Source organism: Flavobacterium commune (genome assembly GCF_001857965.1).
Taxonomy (GTDB): Bacteria; Bacteroidota; Bacteroidia; order Flavobacteriales; family Flavobacteriaceae; genus Flavobacterium; species Flavobacterium commune.
This window is the reverse complement of sequence record NZ_CP017774.1, coordinates 755,174-772,965: the sequence shown is the minus strand read 5'-3', so window position 1 is coordinate 772,965 and position 17,792 is coordinate 755,174. Positions and strand designations below refer to the sequence as shown.

At 31.2% G+C, this 17,792-nt stretch carries 17 protein-coding genes; 16 read left to right on the top strand and 1 reads right to left on the bottom strand.

Features of this window, described 5'->3' with window-relative positions:
- Positions 1 to 217 precede the first annotated feature (217 nt).
- The gene (locus tag BIW12_RS03235) at positions 218 to 2,119 is read left to right on the top strand and encodes a polysaccharide biosynthesis protein (RefSeq protein ID WP_083382039.1); all 1,902 of its coding nucleotides are present in this window, start codon (positions 218 to 220) and stop codon (positions 2,117 to 2,119) included.
- 235 nt (positions 2,120 to 2,354) lie between these two features.
- Here BIW12_RS03235 and BIW12_RS03230 read toward each other — a convergent pair whose 3' ends face one another.
- The gene (locus BIW12_RS03230; RefSeq protein ID WP_071183790.1) at positions 2,355 to 3,092 is read right to left on the bottom strand and encodes a tyrosine-protein phosphatase; all 738 of its coding nucleotides are present in this window, start codon (positions 3,090 to 3,092) and stop codon (positions 2,355 to 2,357) included.
- Between the two features lie 486 nt (positions 3,093 to 3,578).
- Here BIW12_RS03230 and BIW12_RS03225 point away from each other — a divergent pair, with 486 nt between their 5' ends.
- The 15 genes from BIW12_RS03225 (at position 3,579) to BIW12_RS03155 (ending at position 17,789) form a co-directional block, all read left to right on the top strand.
- Positions 3,579 to 4,418, top strand: a complete 840-nt coding sequence (locus BIW12_RS03225; protein ID WP_083382038.1) for an ABC transporter permease — start codon at positions 3,579 to 3,581, stop codon at positions 4,416 to 4,418.
- Positions 4,418 to 5,599, top strand: a complete 1,182-nt coding sequence (locus BIW12_RS03220; RefSeq protein ID WP_071183789.1) for an ABC transporter ATP-binding protein — start codon at positions 4,418 to 4,420, stop codon at positions 5,597 to 5,599. The genes BIW12_RS03225 and BIW12_RS03220 overlap by 1 nt, the downstream gene beginning before the upstream one ends.
- Before the next feature lie 145 nt (positions 5,600 to 5,744).
- On the top strand, positions 5,745 to 6,470 hold the full coding sequence (locus BIW12_RS03215) for an FkbM family methyltransferase (RefSeq protein ID WP_198033447.1): 726 nt from the start codon (positions 5,745 to 5,747) through the stop codon (positions 6,468 to 6,470).
- A 40-nt stretch (positions 6,471 to 6,510) separates the two neighbouring features.
- Positions 6,511 to 7,422, top strand: coding sequence for a hypothetical protein (locus tag BIW12_RS03210; RefSeq protein ID WP_071183787.1), 912 nt, complete (start codon positions 6,511 to 6,513; stop codon positions 7,420 to 7,422).
- A gap of 15 nt (positions 7,423 to 7,437) precedes the next feature.
- Positions 7,438 to 8,427: a hypothetical protein gene (locus BIW12_RS03205; RefSeq protein ID WP_071186106.1), complete on the top strand. Its 990-nt coding sequence runs from the start codon at positions 7,438 to 7,440 to the stop codon at positions 8,425 to 8,427.
- Positions 8,420 to 9,235 carry a DUF5672 family protein gene (locus tag BIW12_RS03200; protein WP_071183786.1) on the top strand — a complete coding sequence of 272 codons (816 nt, stop codon included), beginning with the start codon at positions 8,420 to 8,422 and terminating at the stop codon, positions 9,233 to 9,235. Before BIW12_RS03205 ends, BIW12_RS03200 begins: the two co-directional genes overlap by 8 nt.
- A gap of 38 nt (positions 9,236 to 9,273) precedes the next feature.
- The gene (locus BIW12_RS03195; RefSeq protein ID WP_071183785.1) at positions 9,274 to 10,197 is read left to right on the top strand and encodes a GDP-L-fucose synthase family protein; all 924 of its coding nucleotides are present in this window, start codon (positions 9,274 to 9,276) and stop codon (positions 10,195 to 10,197) included.
- Positions 10,198 to 10,277: 80 nt separating this feature from the next.
- Entirely contained in the window at positions 10,278 to 11,345 is a 1,068-nt protein-coding gene (gene gmd / locus BIW12_RS03190; protein ID WP_071183784.1) for a GDP-mannose 4,6-dehydratase, read from the top strand.
- Between the two features lie 2 nt (positions 11,346 to 11,347).
- Complete coding sequence (locus BIW12_RS03185; RefSeq protein WP_071183783.1) at positions 11,348 to 12,127, top strand: glycosyltransferase family 2 protein; 780 nt, start codon at positions 11,348 to 11,350, stop codon at positions 12,125 to 12,127.
- 8 nt (positions 12,128 to 12,135) lie between these two features.
- Complete coding sequence (locus tag BIW12_RS03180) at positions 12,136 to 13,092, top strand: glycosyltransferase family 2 protein (protein WP_071183782.1); 957 nt, start codon at positions 12,136 to 12,138, stop codon at positions 13,090 to 13,092.
- Between the two features lie 10 nt (positions 13,093 to 13,102).
- A complete protein-coding gene (locus BIW12_RS03175; protein WP_071183781.1) occupies positions 13,103 to 13,885 on the top strand; it encodes a glycosyltransferase family 2 protein in 783 nt (260 codons plus the stop codon).
- Position 13,886: 1 nt separating this feature from the next.
- Positions 13,887 to 14,738 carry a glycosyltransferase family 2 protein gene (locus BIW12_RS03170; RefSeq protein ID WP_071183780.1) on the top strand — a complete coding sequence of 284 codons (852 nt, stop codon included), beginning with the start codon at positions 13,887 to 13,889 and terminating at the stop codon, positions 14,736 to 14,738.
- Between the two features lie 23 nt (positions 14,739 to 14,761).
- Entirely contained in the window at positions 14,762 to 16,126 is a 1,365-nt protein-coding gene (locus tag BIW12_RS03165) for a DUF6056 family protein (protein ID WP_157499469.1), read from the top strand.
- Between the two features lie 14 nt (positions 16,127 to 16,140).
- Positions 16,141 to 16,920: a glycosyltransferase family 2 protein gene (locus BIW12_RS03160; RefSeq protein WP_071183778.1), complete on the top strand. Its 780-nt coding sequence runs from the start codon at positions 16,141 to 16,143 to the stop codon at positions 16,918 to 16,920.
- Between the two features lie 59 nt (positions 16,921 to 16,979).
- Positions 16,980 to 17,789 (top strand): FkbM family methyltransferase, encoded by an 810-nt coding sequence (locus BIW12_RS03155; protein ID WP_083382035.1) that lies wholly within the window; start codon positions 16,980 to 16,982, stop codon positions 17,787 to 17,789.
- Positions 17,790 to 17,792: the final 3 nt, after the last annotated feature.

Below are 17,792 nucleotides of genomic sequence, written 5' to 3'. Positions count from 1 at the left end.
ACTATTTTACAGTCGTTAAAATTTGTAAAATTAGAGTAATTTGAGGTTGAAAATTAAACTAATGTATTTGTTCAGTAATATGAGTTATGAAAGTTTTTTTTTAACGTCTTTATGTTCTATTTTTGAGGATTAAAAATAAAGGGAAAATATTTTGAGTAAAACTACTAAGAGAGACAATGTTAATAAGATTGTCAATTTTCTTCTAAGAAGAGATTTGATGCTCACTATTCGTAATCTGAGTTATTTACCTAGATGGATTGTTTTAGGTATTGACTTGATGGTGCTTATTATTAGTTTTTTCTTTACAAAGCTGATTATCAATGGTGTTGGCTTGCATTATATCGCTTTTGATAATAAAGTGCCTTACATCTGTTTCTTAATAGGAATAAATGTCTTTTCTTTTTGGATTTTTAGAACTTATGCAGGAATTATTAGACATTCATCCTATACAGATGCCATAAAGCTATTGTTTTCTCAAATTTCAGTCCTGGTTTTTTTTGTGAGTTTAAATTTTGTATTTCAATTTTTCTACGGTTATAAAATTTATTTGAACACAGCACTTTTCATCAATATGGTGCTATCTTTTTGCGGCTTGTTTTTATATAGAGTAGTAGTAAAACAAGTTTTTGAGCACTTTTTTTCTGAAAGAAATGATGTGAAATTACCTAGAACCATAATTTATGGAACAGATGCCAATGCTCTTGCTGTTGCCAATGCTTTAAAACTGGAAGTACCCAGCCGTTTTAAGATTGTGGGTTTTGTTGATAAGAATAGTCAAAATTCATCCAAAAGAATGATGGATTTGCCTATATTAATTCAGAAGAAAAAATTACCTACATTGATGCGTTCCGTAGGTGCCGAAGGAGTCATTATAGCCGATAAAAGTTTGTCGAAAGAGGAACGATTGGTTATCGTGGAGCAATGTTTGGAGTTCAATTTCAAAGTTTATATCGTTCCCTTAATTACCGATTGGGAAAATCAAAAAGAGATTTCTCAAAAAGTAAAAAGTTTACAAATTGAAGATTTATTAGAGCGAAAACCGATTGTTTTAGATGGTAAAGCGATTTCTAAACAATTAAAGGATAAAACTATTCTAATAAGCGGTGCTGCGGGTTCCATAGGTAGCGAAATAGTGCGACAGGTAATGCTTTATAAGCCGGAAAATATCATAGCGGTGGATCAGGCCGAAACCCCTTTGCATAATTTGTCTATAGAATTGGCTAATCTTGGTTTTCAGGAAAAATTAGTAACCATAGTGGCAGATATTAGAAATAAAGATGCAATGAATGCTGTCTTTAAAAAACATCTGCCTGATGTGGTTTTTCATGCAGCAGCCTATAAGCATGTGCCTTTGATGGAAGAAAATCCATCGCAGGCCATTCTGACTAATGTGGAAGGAACTAAAATTATAGCCGATTTATCTTGTATACACAAGGTAAAGAATTTTGTAATGGTTTCTACCGACAAGGCCGTAAACCCAAGTAATGTAATGGGAGCCAGTAAACGTATTGCAGAGAAATACGTACAATCTTTACAGTTAAAATCGATTGCTGAGAAAAATTTTAAACACACTAAATTCATCACCACCCGTTTTGGGAATGTGTTAGGATCTAATGGTTCTGTGGTTCCTTTGTTTACCAAACAAATAGCTGCCGGAGGACCGATAACCATCACGCATCCGGATATTATCCGATACTTTATGACTATTCCTGAGGCTTGTCAGTTGGTTCTTGAAGCCGGGGCTATGGGTAAAGGAGGCGAAATCTATATCTTCGATATGGGAAAACCGGTCAAGATTATCGATTTAGCCCGAAAAATGATCAAACTAGCCGGTTTTGTACCTGATGAAGAAATCAAAATCAAGATTGTAGGTTTGCGTCCGGGAGAAAAATTATACGAAGAATTACTGAATGATACTTCAAAAACAATTCCTACCCACCATCATAAAATTATGATTGCTGAAGAAGTACAGGAAGAATTCGAAATCCTGCACGACGAAATTGAAGAATTGATAACGATTGCTAATTTTCATAAAAAAGAAGCTATTGTAAGCAAAATGAAAAAAATAGTTCCTGAGTTCAAGAGCATGAATTCGGCTTATGAGGTGTTGGATAAATGATGCTAAGTTGGAAGTTGGAAGTCCAGATAGCTATTGGGATTGTGGTAAAGACAAATAAACTGCAAAGTATTAATGTTAATCGCAAAGTTTCAAAGGATAGTTCTTATATCTACTTCAGGAAAATTTAATCAGTCAGAGAGGAACTTATAAAAACTTATATGACTCCTGCCTGTCGGCAGACAGGTATATGGTTTAAAAAAAACACTGCAAAGTTTTGAAAGAAAAATCTGCGCAATCAGTATTTGAAAAACTGATTATTAGCAATAATATCTTTTAGCGGTTGTACCTCTTTTATTTTAATTTTTTGTTCAAAAGCGGCAATATGATTATCATGATGTACATCAGAACCTACAAAATCATACATTCCTTTTTGCAGTAAGCTCTCTGCAATTTTAGTAATGTTTTCTCCGTAATAACCCACTACAGCCAGTAAGTTGAGTTGAAACAAACAACCTGCTTTTTTAAGTTTTTCGTATTCGTTAAAATTTTTGTGATAAAACAAATACCTTTCCGGATGTGCCAAAACTGGAGTGTAACCGGCTACTCTTAAGTCGAATAAAATCGAATACAACTGAATAGGTGCATTGATATACGACATTTCAACTAACACGTGATTATCCTTCAAGGTCAATAAATCGTTCGACTGAAACAAGCGAACAAACTGATCATCCATCAAATATTCGGCAGCTGCCTGAAACGGAATAGTAATGTTGTTTTTATGGAGTTTCTCAACAGTACTGTTTTTATTGGCTATAATCTGCTCATGGGTGTTCTCCCAAACATGTTGAATAATGTGAGGTGTGGTAATGAATTGAGAAATACCAAAACTTTTCAAGGCCTGAGTTAAACGTAAGGAATCCTCAAAAGTTTTTGCCCCATCATCAATACCCGGTAGCAAATGCGAATGGATGTCAATATGATTGTCAGGAATTAATTCCTTTAGAGTTGGCTTGGATTTGAATAGTGTAAACATATTGCAAAGATAGGGAAAAGAAGAGGAAGTTAGGAGTTAGAAGTTGGAAGTTAGAAGAGGGAAGAAAGAAGTAGCAGAATTTAGAATACAGAAAGCAGAAAAAAGAAGTTAGGAGATGGAAGTTAGAGGTTAGAAGTTAGAGGTTAGAAGTGAATAATTTTCGATTTTCCCCAATCCGCTGCGGCGGAAGCCGAAAATTATAATGTATAGCATTAGAAACCACGTCTTAATTTCTTTTCCCCTTTAGGGGTAGGGGCAAGAAAAGAAATTCAACCCACAGCTCTCAACTCACAACTCTCAACCCAAAATTGACAACTGAGAACTGACAACTGAGAAGAATTTTACTATCGAAACCGCATTTTTTAACCATTTTTTACGTCAGTAGTCGGATATATTTGGTGATACTAAAAATTGGGTAGTATATTTACCCATAGCAGTAAGATATCGATTTTATTTCTTATCCAAGAATAAACAAAACAAGTAGCATTGGAAACCCGAATTTATTCAAATAGTACAAAATACAGCATCAAAGAAATCCTGCTCAAAAGCCTCAAAGGCTACCGCAGTTCCTTTCATTTGGCTAAACAACTGGCCAGGCGCGACATTACATCTCAGCACCGCCAATCCATTTTTGGTATCTTTTGGGTAATATTGCCAGTGATTATGAATGCGATGGTTTGGATCTTTTTACAAAGTTCAGGAACCATACAGTTAACGCCTACCAACATTCCTTATCCCTTATTTGCTTTGGTGGGAACTGCCATTTGGTCTATTTTTGGCGAATGCCTGAATATGCCCATGGGAACCATTAATGGCAACAGAGGAATTATTACCAAAATTAATTTTGAGAAAGAAGCTTTGATAAGCTTAGGACTGATTAAGATAGGATTCAATTTTTTGATAAAACTGACCATGATTCTGTTTTTTATCCTTTATTTTCAGGTAATCCCTGCCACATCCATGTTGTTGTTTTTACCTTTTTTGTTCCTGGTTATGCTCTTTTTTATCAGTATTGGTATTATTATTTCACCCATTGGAATTTTATACAACGACATTAGTAAATTCATTCCTATAGGACTTCAACTTCTTATGTACATTACACCCGTATTGTACGTGATACCTAAAAGCGGCTTGATGCACGCCATTATGAAAATCAATCCGTTGAGTTATATTATTACCGATATTAGAAATACACTTACAGGAATGCCTATAGAAAACGGTTTTTTCTGGTTGGGGTTTTTAGTAGTTACATTGTTTTTAAGTCTAATTGCCATGGTAGTGTATCGGGTTTCGATGCCTATTATCACCGAAAGAATGAGTGCCTAATGGAAGCAGAAGTATTAATAAAAGCAGAAAACGTCTCTAAGAAATTTGCCAAGAGCTTAAAGAAAAGTCTGTTCTACGGCGTACAGGATTTAATAAGCGGCATTACAGGCAGAGAGCAAAACAAAGACTTGCGAAAAGACGAATTCTGGGCAGTAAAAGACATTAGTTTTGAAGTGCGCCGTGGTGAATGCCTGGGACTTATAGGACACAACGGAGCAGGAAAAAGCACCTTACTCAAAATGCTTAATGGCTTAATTTCGCCCGATGAAGGCACTATTACCATCAAAGGAAAAATAGGAGCTTTGATAGAATTAGGAGCGGGATTTAACCCTATTCTTTCTGGAAGGGAAAATATCTATAACAATGCCGCCGTAATAGGTTTTACCAAAAAAGAAATCGACCAAAAACTCGATGCTATCATTGCTTTTGCCGAGCTGGAAGAATTTATTGATATGCCGGTACAAAACTACAGCTCAGGTATGAAAGTGCGTTTGGGTTTTGCAGTAGCTGCTCAAATGGAACCCGATGTACTGATAATAGATGAGGTTTTGGCTGTGGGGGATTTGGGCTTTGTTATGAAGTGTTATAAACAAATAGATAAAATAATACCGAATACAGCAATTATTTTTGTTTCACATTCAATGTCAATGATTTCTAGAATTTGTAATCAAATTATTTTAATGGAACACGGGAAGGTTGAATTTCAGGGTTTTGATGTTGCCAAAGGTGTTAATATGTATTATGGTAAGTTTGTAAACAATAATCAAAGTATACTTGTTGATGATAAGGTAATTGAAGATTTTGAATTTAAAATAGAAGCATATAATAATACGATAAATTGGAATGATGATTTTAATTTCACAATTTCTTTTGTAAACAAGAAACTTAGTAAAATGCCTTATTTTTCAATTAGTCTCTTTGATAAGGAAAATAAACCAATTGCATTGATGTATTATAAAGAAGAGTTTTTAACAATAGATAGACAAAAGTATATATTGAATTTTTGTCACAAAAAAATGCAATTGTCAAGGGGGGTGTATTCAATAAATGTAACAGTTAATCAGTCATTTAATAACAATATTATTTATCGGATAAATAATGTCCAACAATTATTTGTTGAATCTGAAATTGAAGATCTTCCAACCTTTTTATTAGAAACATATTTAACTAAATTAAATTGATGTTTAGTCGTAGTTGGGGTAAATTAGATGAAATTGTAATATGAAAAAATATCTTAAAAAATATCTTCCAAACAAATTACTTGATATCTTAAAAAACAACTTAAAAAAGTATAAGTTGTTTAGGCAATATTTGTGCGACCAAAAGATGAAAACAAAGTTGTTTCTTGCAGGTGTTTATTTTACCATTTTTAAAAGAAACTATTATAGTCAAGGTATAAAAATTCATATTCCATTTAATCTAACAGACTTTAAATTTAGAGGAAGATTTGTGTTAAATCAATATGAAGTAGAAGAAGCAAAATATCTTGAAAAGTATTTAGCAAATGATGCAAAAGTATTAGAGTTAGGTGGGTGCATAGGATATGTTTCTTGTTTGATAAATAAAATATTAACAGATAAAACTCAACAAGTCACATTAGAAGCAAATCCTAAATTGATTAATTGGATTAAGAAAAATAGGGAGGAAAACAATTGTTCGTTTTTTGTAGAAAATTCTATTATTTCACTAAAAAAAGAAAACGTTTTTTATATTCATAATTTAATTGTTGGAGGAAGTACTAAAAGAAAAACAACCAATAAAATTACTGTAAATGGGGTTGATATTGATTTTTTAAAAAAAAAATACAACATAGAATTTAATACTCTAGTTATGGATATTGAAGGGGGTGAATTAGATTTTTTTAAAAACTTTAAAGAAAGTCTTTCCAGTTTTAAAAGAATATTTCTTGAGGTACATCCGTTTGCTAATATTTTAACTCAAGAGGAAGCAAAAATATGTGAAAATATTTTAGAGAGTATTGGATTTGAATTATTACTTAGAGATGGTAATTTTCAAATATGGAATAAAAAAACAACACAAAGTATTGTTTAAAGTTTGACTTGTTTTTTTATAAAATAATTTAAAATAGTTTATGTTAAAAGATTGTGTTTTGGTTTTAGGTTCTGGTAAAAGTATTTTAAACTTAACTAAAACAGAACGTGAATTATTAAATACTTGTGAGGTTAAAATAGGTATTAACAAGTTTGCTGCTTTTTATGAACTTGCAGGAATAGAGCCTAGTCATGTTTATTTTCATGATGATTATGATGAATCATCCATAAGAATGTTGAATTATATTTTTAAATTATTCAGGAAAAATAAATTAAAAAAGATGACTTTTATACTTTCTGAAAATTACAAAGGATTTGTATTTACTAATTATGCAGCATTCTGGATTAATAAAGCTTTTAATTTTTTTAAAATTTTTTTAGTTCATTATTTAGTGAAAATTGGGAGATTTACTATAAAAAAAATAAATGTTGATACTTTTAATAGGTTAAATTTTTATATCAGTCATTCCATTACTATAAATCCGGTTAATAGATATAATCTTATGTCTAAAGAGTCTAAAATTGAATTTATAAGGATACAGGATAGTATAGCAAGAGGTAATAAATGGTCAAAATCATTAGTAGATCCTTTGTATCATTTTAAAGGGAGTTTTTCAACTGTTTTAAATTACATTTCCATTTGTTATCCAAACAAGACGATTTTGTTAGCTGGTGTAGATTTTAATTCATCCGATTATTTTTTTGAAGAGGAATTATATAGTTTGAATTTTAATACTAGAGATTGGACTTATGAAATGAGTAAACATCACGATAAGCATTATAGTATAATAGAAACTGATGGTAATAAAATAGACGATGAACTTCCATTAATATTAGATGAATTAAAAAAAACGGATAATGTTGTATATTCTTTAAATGAATTGTCATATTTGGTAGATGAAAAATATATAAAATTTGTAAGGCTAGTTGAGTTTTTAGATAATGAAAAATAATTGTTTAATAAGCATATGAAAATAGCATTTACTATATGTTCCAATAACTATTTGGCTCAGGCTAAAACACTTGGGGATTCTTTTTTGGAATACCATCCAGAGGCAAAGTTCATTATTGGATTAGTGGATAAATTGGATGCTTCTTTTGACTATACTGTTTTTTCTAAATTTATAATTATCCCTGTAGAAGAATTACAAATTCCTTGTTTTGAAGAGTTGAATACTAAATACAATATAGTAGAACTGAATACCGCTGTTAAACCCTTTTATTTTCATCATTTATTTACCGTTTTTAAATCGGAAAAGTTACTCTATATTGACCCCGATATTTTAGTATGCAGTCATTTTGAAGAGGTTTTTGATGTTCTTGACAAGAAAAATATAGTGTTAACTCCTCATATTTGTAAACCTATTGATGATGAGTATGCTCCTACCGATTATCATACTTTAAGAGGCGGTGTTTTTAATTTGGGATTTATTGCTTTGAGTCAATATGAGAAGGTCAAAGAGTTTCTGGATTGGTGGGGAGCAAGAGTCGTAAAATATGGCTTTGCTGATTTTTCCAGAAATATGTTTTATGATCAATTATGGATTAATTATGTACCCACCTTATTTGATAACTATTGTATTTTGAAACATCCGGGGTATAATATGGCTAATTGGAATTTACATGAAAGGGAACTTTCTGTGAAAGACGAGAAATACTTTGTTAATGAAGAATATCCATTGCGATTTTTTCATTTTAGTAGTTATAAATTCGATAAACCGGAACAAATATGTTCTTATCTAACAAGATTTGATTTTAATACCAGACCTGATTTAATTCCTCTGTTTGCTGATTATCAGCAAAGACTTTTAGATAATAATGTACGCATAATTGCTAATCTGAGTGTTTTTTATTACCCTAAGGTAATAGTTAACAAAGTGATTAAAAAGAAAAAAACATTATGGACTAAAATAGGGAATAGAATAAAAAAGGCAGTTAAAGTTTTAGTGTATGGCTAGAAACAATAAAAAAGTAGTTGTTGTAATACCTATACATTCTGAAACCCCAAGTAAATTAGAGTTGATATCGTTTCAGCAATGTTATAAGGTTCTAGGAAAGCATCCGATTAGAATACTAGCTCCTGAGGGATTGAATCTCAATAAATACAAAGCAGTAGTTCCTGTTTTTGAAGTGGTTTTTATAGATCCAATTTGGCAATCATCAGTAGAAAAATACAACAAGCTCAAATTGAGCCAGTTTTTTTATAAATTGTTTGCTGATTATGAGTTTTTATTAACCTATGAATTAGATGCTTTTGTATTTAAAGATGAGCTTTTGCATTGGTGTAATAAAGCTTATGATTATATAGGAGCACCTTGGTTTGTAGGTTTTGATAATCCAACTGATGAGTTTTTAGGAGTGGGGAATTCAGGTTTTTCATTGCGGAATGTAAAAGTCATGCAAAGAGCCATAAAAAAAATATACATTAAAGAATCTGCCTATCATACTTTTGGAAAAACAAACAAATTGGCATTTAAGTTGTCAACATGGCTTAATTATTTACGCATTTATTGGGGGGAAAATTATACAATACAATTGGGAATACATAAAAATGAAGATGCTTTTATAGCTGAAATTTTTACTAAAGAAATAAAAGATTTTAAGATAGCTCCGATTGAAGAAGCCTTACAATTTGCATTTGAAGTTAAACCAGAATATCTTTATGAAATAAATCACGAAAAATTGCCTATGGGCTGTCACGCTTGGTGGAAATATAATTTTGAGTTTTGGAAACCGTTTATGCAAGTAGAGGGGTATATGCTTTGAAAAAAGATGAAATTAATAAGTTATAGTTAGATATCAAGATGAACATCAACTCCAAAATATATATTGCGGGTCACAACGGCATGGTAGGTAGTGCCATTTATAGAAATCTTATAGGTAGAGGGTTTTATAATATAGTTACTCGCACTTCATCTGAACTTGATTTAAGAGATACTGTAGCTGTAGCAGCTTTTTTTACTCAGGAACAACCTGACTATGTATTTCTGGCAGCTGCAAAAGTAGGAGGCATAATAGCCAATAACACCTATAGAGCAGACTTTTTATATGACAATTTGATGATTCAAAATAATGTAATTCATCAAAGCTATTTGCATAAGGTTAAGAAATTATTGTTTTTGGGTTCGAGCTGTATTTATCCTAAATTAGCGCCACAACCTTTAAAAGAAGATTATTTATTAACGGGTTTATTAGAACCTACTAACGAGCCTTATGCCATAGCTAAAATTGCAGGTATTAAAATGTGTGATGCCTATAGAAGTCAGTACGGCTGTAATTTTATTTCGGCAATGCCCACTAATTTATATGGACCTAATGATAATTACGATTTGCAAAACTCACATGTCTTACCAGCCCTATTGCGGAAATTTCATGAAGCTAAAATCAATAATTATCCTGAAGTTACTTTATGGGGTGATGGTTCTCCTTTAAGAGAATTTTTGCATGTGGATGATTTAGCCGAAGCTTGTCATTTTTTAATCCAGCAGTATGATAATTTAGGACATGTAAATGTAGGAATTGGAATGGATTTATCCATAAAAGAATTAGCATATTTAGTGAAAAATATTGTAGGTTATGAAGGAGAGGTAATTTGGGATACCTCAAAACCTAACGGAACCCCAAGAAAATTGATGGATGTGTCTAAAATCAATCAAATGGGTTGGAAAGCTACAATTCCTTTAGAAAAAGGAATCGCTAAGGTGTATGAAGAAAAATTCGTGTTATAAATTTCAATTTTAAATAAGTTTTGAAAGATAGCCTATTTTTTATAGGATTACAAAAAACGATATAACAGCAGGAGTAAACAATGAAAAAGGCTTTAATAACAGGTATTACAGGACAGGACGGATCTTATTTAGCCGAATTGTTATTAGAAAAAGGCTATGAAGTACATGGTATAAAAAGGAGAGCCTCTTCTTTTAATACCCAACGTATCGATCATTTGTATATGGATTTACATGAAGAAAATGTAAATTTCAAATTACACTATGGTGATTTGTCTGATGCAACTAATATTATCAGAATTATTCAGGAAGTACAACCCGACGAGATTTACAATCTTGGAGCCATGTCTCATGTAAAGGTTAGTTTTGATTCTCCTGAATATGTGGCTAATGTAGATGGAATAGGTGTTTTAAGAATTCTGGAAGCCATTCGGATTTTAGGGCTGACCAATAAAACGAGATTTTACCAAGCTTCTACTTCGGAATTATATGGTTCTGTACAAGAAGTCCCTCAGTCAGAGACTACTCCTTTTTATCCTCGTTCACCTTATGGAGTGGCTAAATTATATGGATTTTGGATTGTGAAAAATTATCGGGAAGCCTATAATATGTATGCCTGTAATGGTATTCTTTTTAATCATGAATCACCTCGTAGGGGCGAAACCTTTGTGACCCGAAAAATAACCATGGCTGTGGCACGTATTGTGCTGGGTAAACAGGATTGTTTGTTTTTAGGGAACTTAAATGCCCAACGCGATTGGGGACATGCTAAAGATTATGTAAGAGCCATGTGGTTGATGATGCAACAGCCAAAGGCAGAAGATTTTGTGATTGCAACCGGAAAAACCACTTCGGTTCGTGAGTTTGTGAGTATGGCATTTGCTGAATGTGGTGTCGAACTGGAATTTACAGGAGCAAATGAAAATGAAGTTGGAATCATAAAACAATGCCATAATCCAGAATTGGAATTACCAATAGGGAGCATAGTGGTAAAGGTGGATACTAACTATTATCGTCCTACCGAAGTAGATTTGTTAATAGGTAATCCAACTAAGGCTGTGAGTCAATTAGGTTGGACATTAGAATATGATTTGGCTTCAATGGTCAAAGAAATGGTGCTAAGTGATTTAGAAATTGCAAAAAAGAATTAAAAATGCCTAAATTATCCATCATAACCATCAATTACAACAATCTGGAAGGTTTAAAAAAAACGGTCGAGAGTGTTGTTAGTCAAACTTGGAAAGAGTTGGAGTATATTGTTATTGATGGTGGTTCAACTGATGGAAGTGCAACATATATTGAAAGTCAAAAAGAATATTTTGATTATTGGGTGAGCGAACCCGATAAAGGGATTTACAATGCCATGAATAAAGGAATTAAAGTAGCTACTGGGGAATACTTACTTTTTTTGAATAGTGGAGATCATTTGAATGGTACTTCTTCATTGTTTAAGGTTCAAAATCAATTAAAAGATGAAGATTTTATTTATTTTGATATCAATGTGGTGGATAATGAATCTTCATTCACTTTAGAAAACCCAAAAGAATTTTCTTTTTATTATCTTCATAACAATTTGCCTTGTCATCAATGTACTTTTATTAAAAAAGAAGTGTTTGATAAACTGGGTTATTATGATGAGGATTTAAAAATAGTTGCTGATTGGAAATTTTTACTGATGGCAATTTTAAAATACAATTGTACTTACCGAAAAGTTGCTGATGTGTTTTCGACTTTTTATAAAGGAGGTATTAGTTCTTTAGAAGAAAATCATGCTTTAATTGCAGCAGAAAGGAAAGCAGTTTTAGAAGTAGAATTCTCTGTTTTGCTGAATGATTTAAAGGAGAATTTTAGATTGCAAAGAGTACTAAGAAATTTAAGAAAATCGCGTAAAATAAACTGGTTAATCAAACTAGGTTTACTAAATAAATTTTAGCATTCAAAATGAAACAAACACTTTCGGTTATTATTCCTGCCTATAATGTAGAACGCTTTATTGAAAAAGCGATTCAATCAGTTCTGGAACAAAAGGAAGTAACTGAAATTATTGTGATTAATGATGGAAGTACTGATGCTACACAGCAAATAGTAGAACAGTTCCATTCTAAGTATCCTATAGTTAAATTATACCATCACCCTAATAAAGTCAATAAAGGACGTTCGGCTAGTAGAAACTTAGGTATTCAAAAATCCGTAGGAAATTATATTGCTTTTCTGGATGCCGATGATTATTTTTTACCCAATCGTTTTGCCAATGATTTCAAACTATTTAGAGAAAATCCAACTTGTGATGGAGTTTATAATGCAGTGGGTTTTTATTTTTATAGACCTGCAACGGAATTGGAATTAAAAACACACCAACTCTATACGGTTAGACAAAAAGTCGCTCCAGAAGCCTTGTTTAAAAATTTATTGTATGGTAAATGTGGACATTTTCACATTAACGGATTAACTGTTAAAAAATCCGTTTTTGATGTTACAGGATTATTTAATGAGGAATTAATAGTTGCTGAAGATTCCGAAATGTTTTGGAAAATGGCTATCAAGTGCCGTTTAGAAACGGGAATTATTGATAAGGCTGTTGCCATAAGAGGAGTGCATGAGGATAATATTTTTGATAATGAAGAATTGTATAAAATTTTCAACATAAAACTGCACGAAGCAATGGCTGTTTGGTGTAGTAAAAACAAAGTAAGTACTATTGTTATTGATGATGTATTAAAATGGATTTGGATGTTGAAGTACAAACAGCAAAATAAATTGTATCAGGATATTGGAGCATGGGCACAATTTTTTTTCTCACAACCTCAGCTCCTTTTTACCAAGTTTAGTATTAAATATTTTCCAGTTATTAGGTATAGACAAATGCTTTTTCCATTTTTGTATAGAAGTAAAAATTAAAAAATATAGTTTGAAACCTAAAATTTCCGTAATCACAGTAAACTATAATAATCTAAAAGGTTTACAAAAAACTGTAGAAAGTGTCCGTTCTCAAATCTGGCAAGAGTTTGAATACATCATTATTGATGGAGGTTCAACTGATGGAAGTAGGGCTTATTTAGAACGAAATACTAATTTATTTGATTATTGGGTGAGCGAACCAGATAAAGGAGTGTATCATGCTATGAATAAGGGTATTGCCAGAGCAACTGGCGAATATCTGCTTTTTTTGAATAGTGGAGATCATTTTTATAATGACAAAGTTTTAGAAAAAAATCAACAAGCAATAGTAGATTATGATTTGATTTATTTTAATATGAATGTGATAGGGGAGAATAAAAAATTTGTAAAAGAATATCCGGATACATTGTCATTTGCTTATTTTTTAAAGGATAGTTTACCACATCCTGCTATATTTATTAAGAAAGAATTGTTTCAAACAGTTGGTTTGTTTAAAGAGGATTTTAAAATTGTATCCGATTGGAAATTCTTTATTGATAGCGTTTGTAAGTATAATTGTAAATACTTTCATGTTGACCAATCACTAACAACATTTTATTTGGATGGAATAAGTTCTTTGTCAGAAAACAAGCTGCTTATTGATAAAGAAAAGCAAGAGGTTTTACAATCTAATTATGCAGCTTATACACAGGATTTGGAAGATGTTTTAAAAAACATGACAATAATCCATAGTTTAAGACGCTCAAGAATAATTAAGTACTTAATTCGATTTGGGTTTTTAAATAAATTTTAAAATGAATAGTACACTAGTGTCCATAATTGTTCCTTGTTACAAGCAAGCTCATTATTTAAGTGAGGCTTTGCAGTCCGTTTTAGAACAAAGCTATGCCAACTGGGAATGTATTATTGTTAACGACGGCAGTCCTGATACTACCGAATTAGTAGCTAAAGAATGGCTAGAAAAAGATAACCGTTTTAAATACCTGTATAAAGAAAACGGAGGATTGCCTTCGGCCAGAAATGCAGGGATAAAAACAAGTTTAGGAGAATTTATTTTACCCCTTGATGCTGATGATATTTTGCATCATGATTATTTAAAAAAAATAGTACCAGTTTTAGAATCTAATGATACCTTAGCAATAGTTTCTTGTTATACAAAATTTTTCACCAATAAGCTAAGTAATATTGTTTACGAATTAAAACCAATTGGGACTACTTATCATGCTTTGATATTTCAAAATACATTAGTGGCTACATCGTTGTATAGAAAAAAGTGTTGGGAAGAAGTGGGAGGCTATGATGAAACGATGAAGAAAGGTTATGAGGATTGGGAATTTTGGATTGCCCTTACAAAGGGAGGATTAGAATACAAAGTTGTTGAAGAATTTTTGTTCTACTATCGCAGGGCAAAAAAGTCAATGTTAGTTGATACTCGAAATAAATATGCGGAGAAGAATATGGAATATATTTTTAAAAAGCATAAAGATATTTATTGCAAGCATTTTGATAACACAGCCGAAGTACTTTTTTATTACATCAAAACGCATCGAATGGGAAAGATGGAGTTGAAAAAATCATTGGAATACAAAATAGGGAAGTTGATTATGAAACCGTTTCAAATGTTGAAAAAAATATTTAATTTATGATTCGATTCATTAAAAATAGACTATTGGATAGAATAATAAAAACAGAATGGTGGATTGTTTTAATCGGTTTCCTTTCAATTTTACCTTTTCTATTAATCTCTATTTATGCTAATCCTAGTGCCGATGATATATTTTATCACAACATAGGTCATCTACGTGGTTTTGTTGAGGCACAAGTATTTTGGTATCATAATTGGTCAGGAAGGTATATTTCGACAGCCATATTAAGCATACAGTCTTTAGTCGAAAATCCTTATTACATTTATAAATCTATCCCCATATTTTTACTGATAGTATTGTTGTATTCGATATATAGAATTTCTTTTTTAGTATTAGGAAGTACAAATAAAAGAGAATGTTTGGTATTTATGTTTTTGTTTATGGTTGTTTATTTAATACAAATACCTACCGTTGCAGAAGGTTTTTATTGGTTAGCAGGAGCAATTACGTATCAGTTATCCAATATTTTATTTATTTGGCTCATATACTTTTTATTGAAATTAATCCAAACAAATGTTCTAAAGTATTTTATTCTTACACTGTTTTTAATAGCAATAGTTGTTGGGACGAATGAAACAGCAATGGTATTTGTTGATTTATTATTACTCGTAACTCTAATATTTCATTATAATAGAGATCAGAAAATAAATTATTTTTTACTCTCCTTATTTGTCGTTGCTTTGGTTTGTTCGGCTATAGTTTATTTTTCACCAGGTAATGTAATTAGAGCTTCCAGCTATCCTAATAAGCGTAAAATTATTTACGCATTGTTGAAAACAGTCAATGGTATAGCTACTTATTTAGCAATTTGGATGCCTTTTATGGTGCTTTCTTCATTGGTTTATATAAATTATTTGAATAAAAAAAAGATAAAGTTTGAATCTCAATTTTTAAAAACAAATCCAGTTGGGATAGTTTTAGTAATTTGCTGTTTGCTTTTTATGGGCTTTTTTACAAGTTATTGGAGTATTGGTGGCGCTCCCCAACTTAGAACGCTTAATACCGTTTATTTTGTTTTTTTATTAGGTTTTATGTATTCTATATTTGTTTTATTAGCGAAATTTAATGATGCAAATCGTGTTTTGTTTAGTTTTTCCAAAGAGGTAAAATACTTCCTGGTTCTTTTGATTTTTTTACAATTAGGGAAAAAGAATAATGTTAAGTTGGCTTACAAAGATTTGTTAAGCGGCACAGCATCTCATTTTGATAGGGAATTAAAAAATCGTTACCAATTGATTCAAAATAATGTTGAAGCGAATTGTAAAGTGCCAAAATTAAATAGCAGACCAATAACTATTTTTGCTCATGATATTACAGCTAATCCTAATGAGTGGAAAAATCAGGCTTATAGTATTTATTTTGGAAAGAAAACAATTGTAACAGATTGATAAAATTATAAATAATGATTTCAGTAGTCATTCGAAATAAAAATCAGGCCACAGCCTTGTCTTTTCTGCTAAAGAACTTAACCGAAAGATATGCTGCGGATATTGCGGAAATCATTGTAATTGATAACTCATCTATTGATGATAGTGAAGCAGTAACAATGCAATATGGCGCTCGTTTTGTAACTATTGAAAAGTTCAGTTATGGCGGTAGTGCCAATCGGGTGGCTCAGGAAGCTCAGTTTCCTATTGTGGTGATTTTTAGTGCTCATTCCTATCCAGTGAGTCATGATTTTTTTAAGTTAATTAGAGAAAAAATGGAAGCCAATTCCAATTTAGCAGGACTACGTTGTTTGCACTCAACGAATGATTATCGAAATTACATCAATAAGGTTACAGCTAAAACCGATCCTAACAAATCAGGATTGATTTTTTCAGGCTCTGCCTTTAGTAAAAAAATTTGGGAAAAGCATCCGTTCCGGGAAGATGTAGCTACTTTTGAAGACAAAGAATGGTCTAAAAGAGTTTTAGAAAACGGCTACGAAATTGAATTTGTACCTGCTATCTTTCATTACGAAATAAAAAGAACACCCCAACAGCATTTTTTTCGATTTAGGAACGATGTAGTAGGTAATTACCAATTATGGCATCAGGATATTAGTTTATTGCAAGCTGTAAAAGGATTGGTTGTGAGTATTTGGAACTGTAGTAAAAACTTTATAATAGAGTTTAGATATGCTGTTTTAAGGTTTTTGTATTTGATAAAGTTTATGGGAAATAAACCGAGACAGTTTTAAAAAAGTGAGAGGAAATTAAAAATAATAATTTTATCATCTTATTAATAATTTTAACGCTAATGAAAATATTTCGAGTTTTAAAGAGAAATTATCGTGTGATAAAAACTTTGTTAAGTTCACATTCATTATTTAATGTGATGGATAAAATTAAATTATCAAAAATTAAAGTAGATACTAATAAAAAAGGATTCGTTTTTTTGAAACCAAAAGGGTGGAAACATACTATTAAGATTCGTAAAAATTTTATAGATAAAGAAGTTGTATACTATGTTTTACAAGATTTATATCATTTACCACCTAGTTCATCAAAAATATCGGATAACTCCATAATACTTGATTTGGGAAGTAACATTGGTCTTACTATAGCACATATGAAGCATTTATATCCTGGAGCAAAAATTATTGGATATGAGATGAACCAGCAAAATTTTCTTCTTGCAAAAAGAAACATAAAATTTTATGATAATGTTGTGATTTATAATAAGGCCGTTTGGTGTGAAGATGGTTTAGTATCATATAAAAAAAGTTCAAATTTTGATGCTTATGCTATTATAGATAACAATGATGATCTTAATATTGATGAGGTTATAGAGGTACAATCGATGAGTATGAATAGTGTAATTAAAGATAATAAGCTTACCCATATAGATTATTTAAAGATGGACATTGAAGGTGCTGAAAAAGCAATTCTTGAATCAGAAGATTTAAGTTGGATGGACATAGTGTATATGATGAATATAGAAATGCATTCAATTACTGAAGAAGATGAGTTTAATAAGTTTTTAAAAATTATTGAAAGTAAAGGGTTTTGTGCTTGGAAAGATAATAAGCATTGGTCAAGTATTTTTGCGGTGAGAAATATTCTTTAGTTG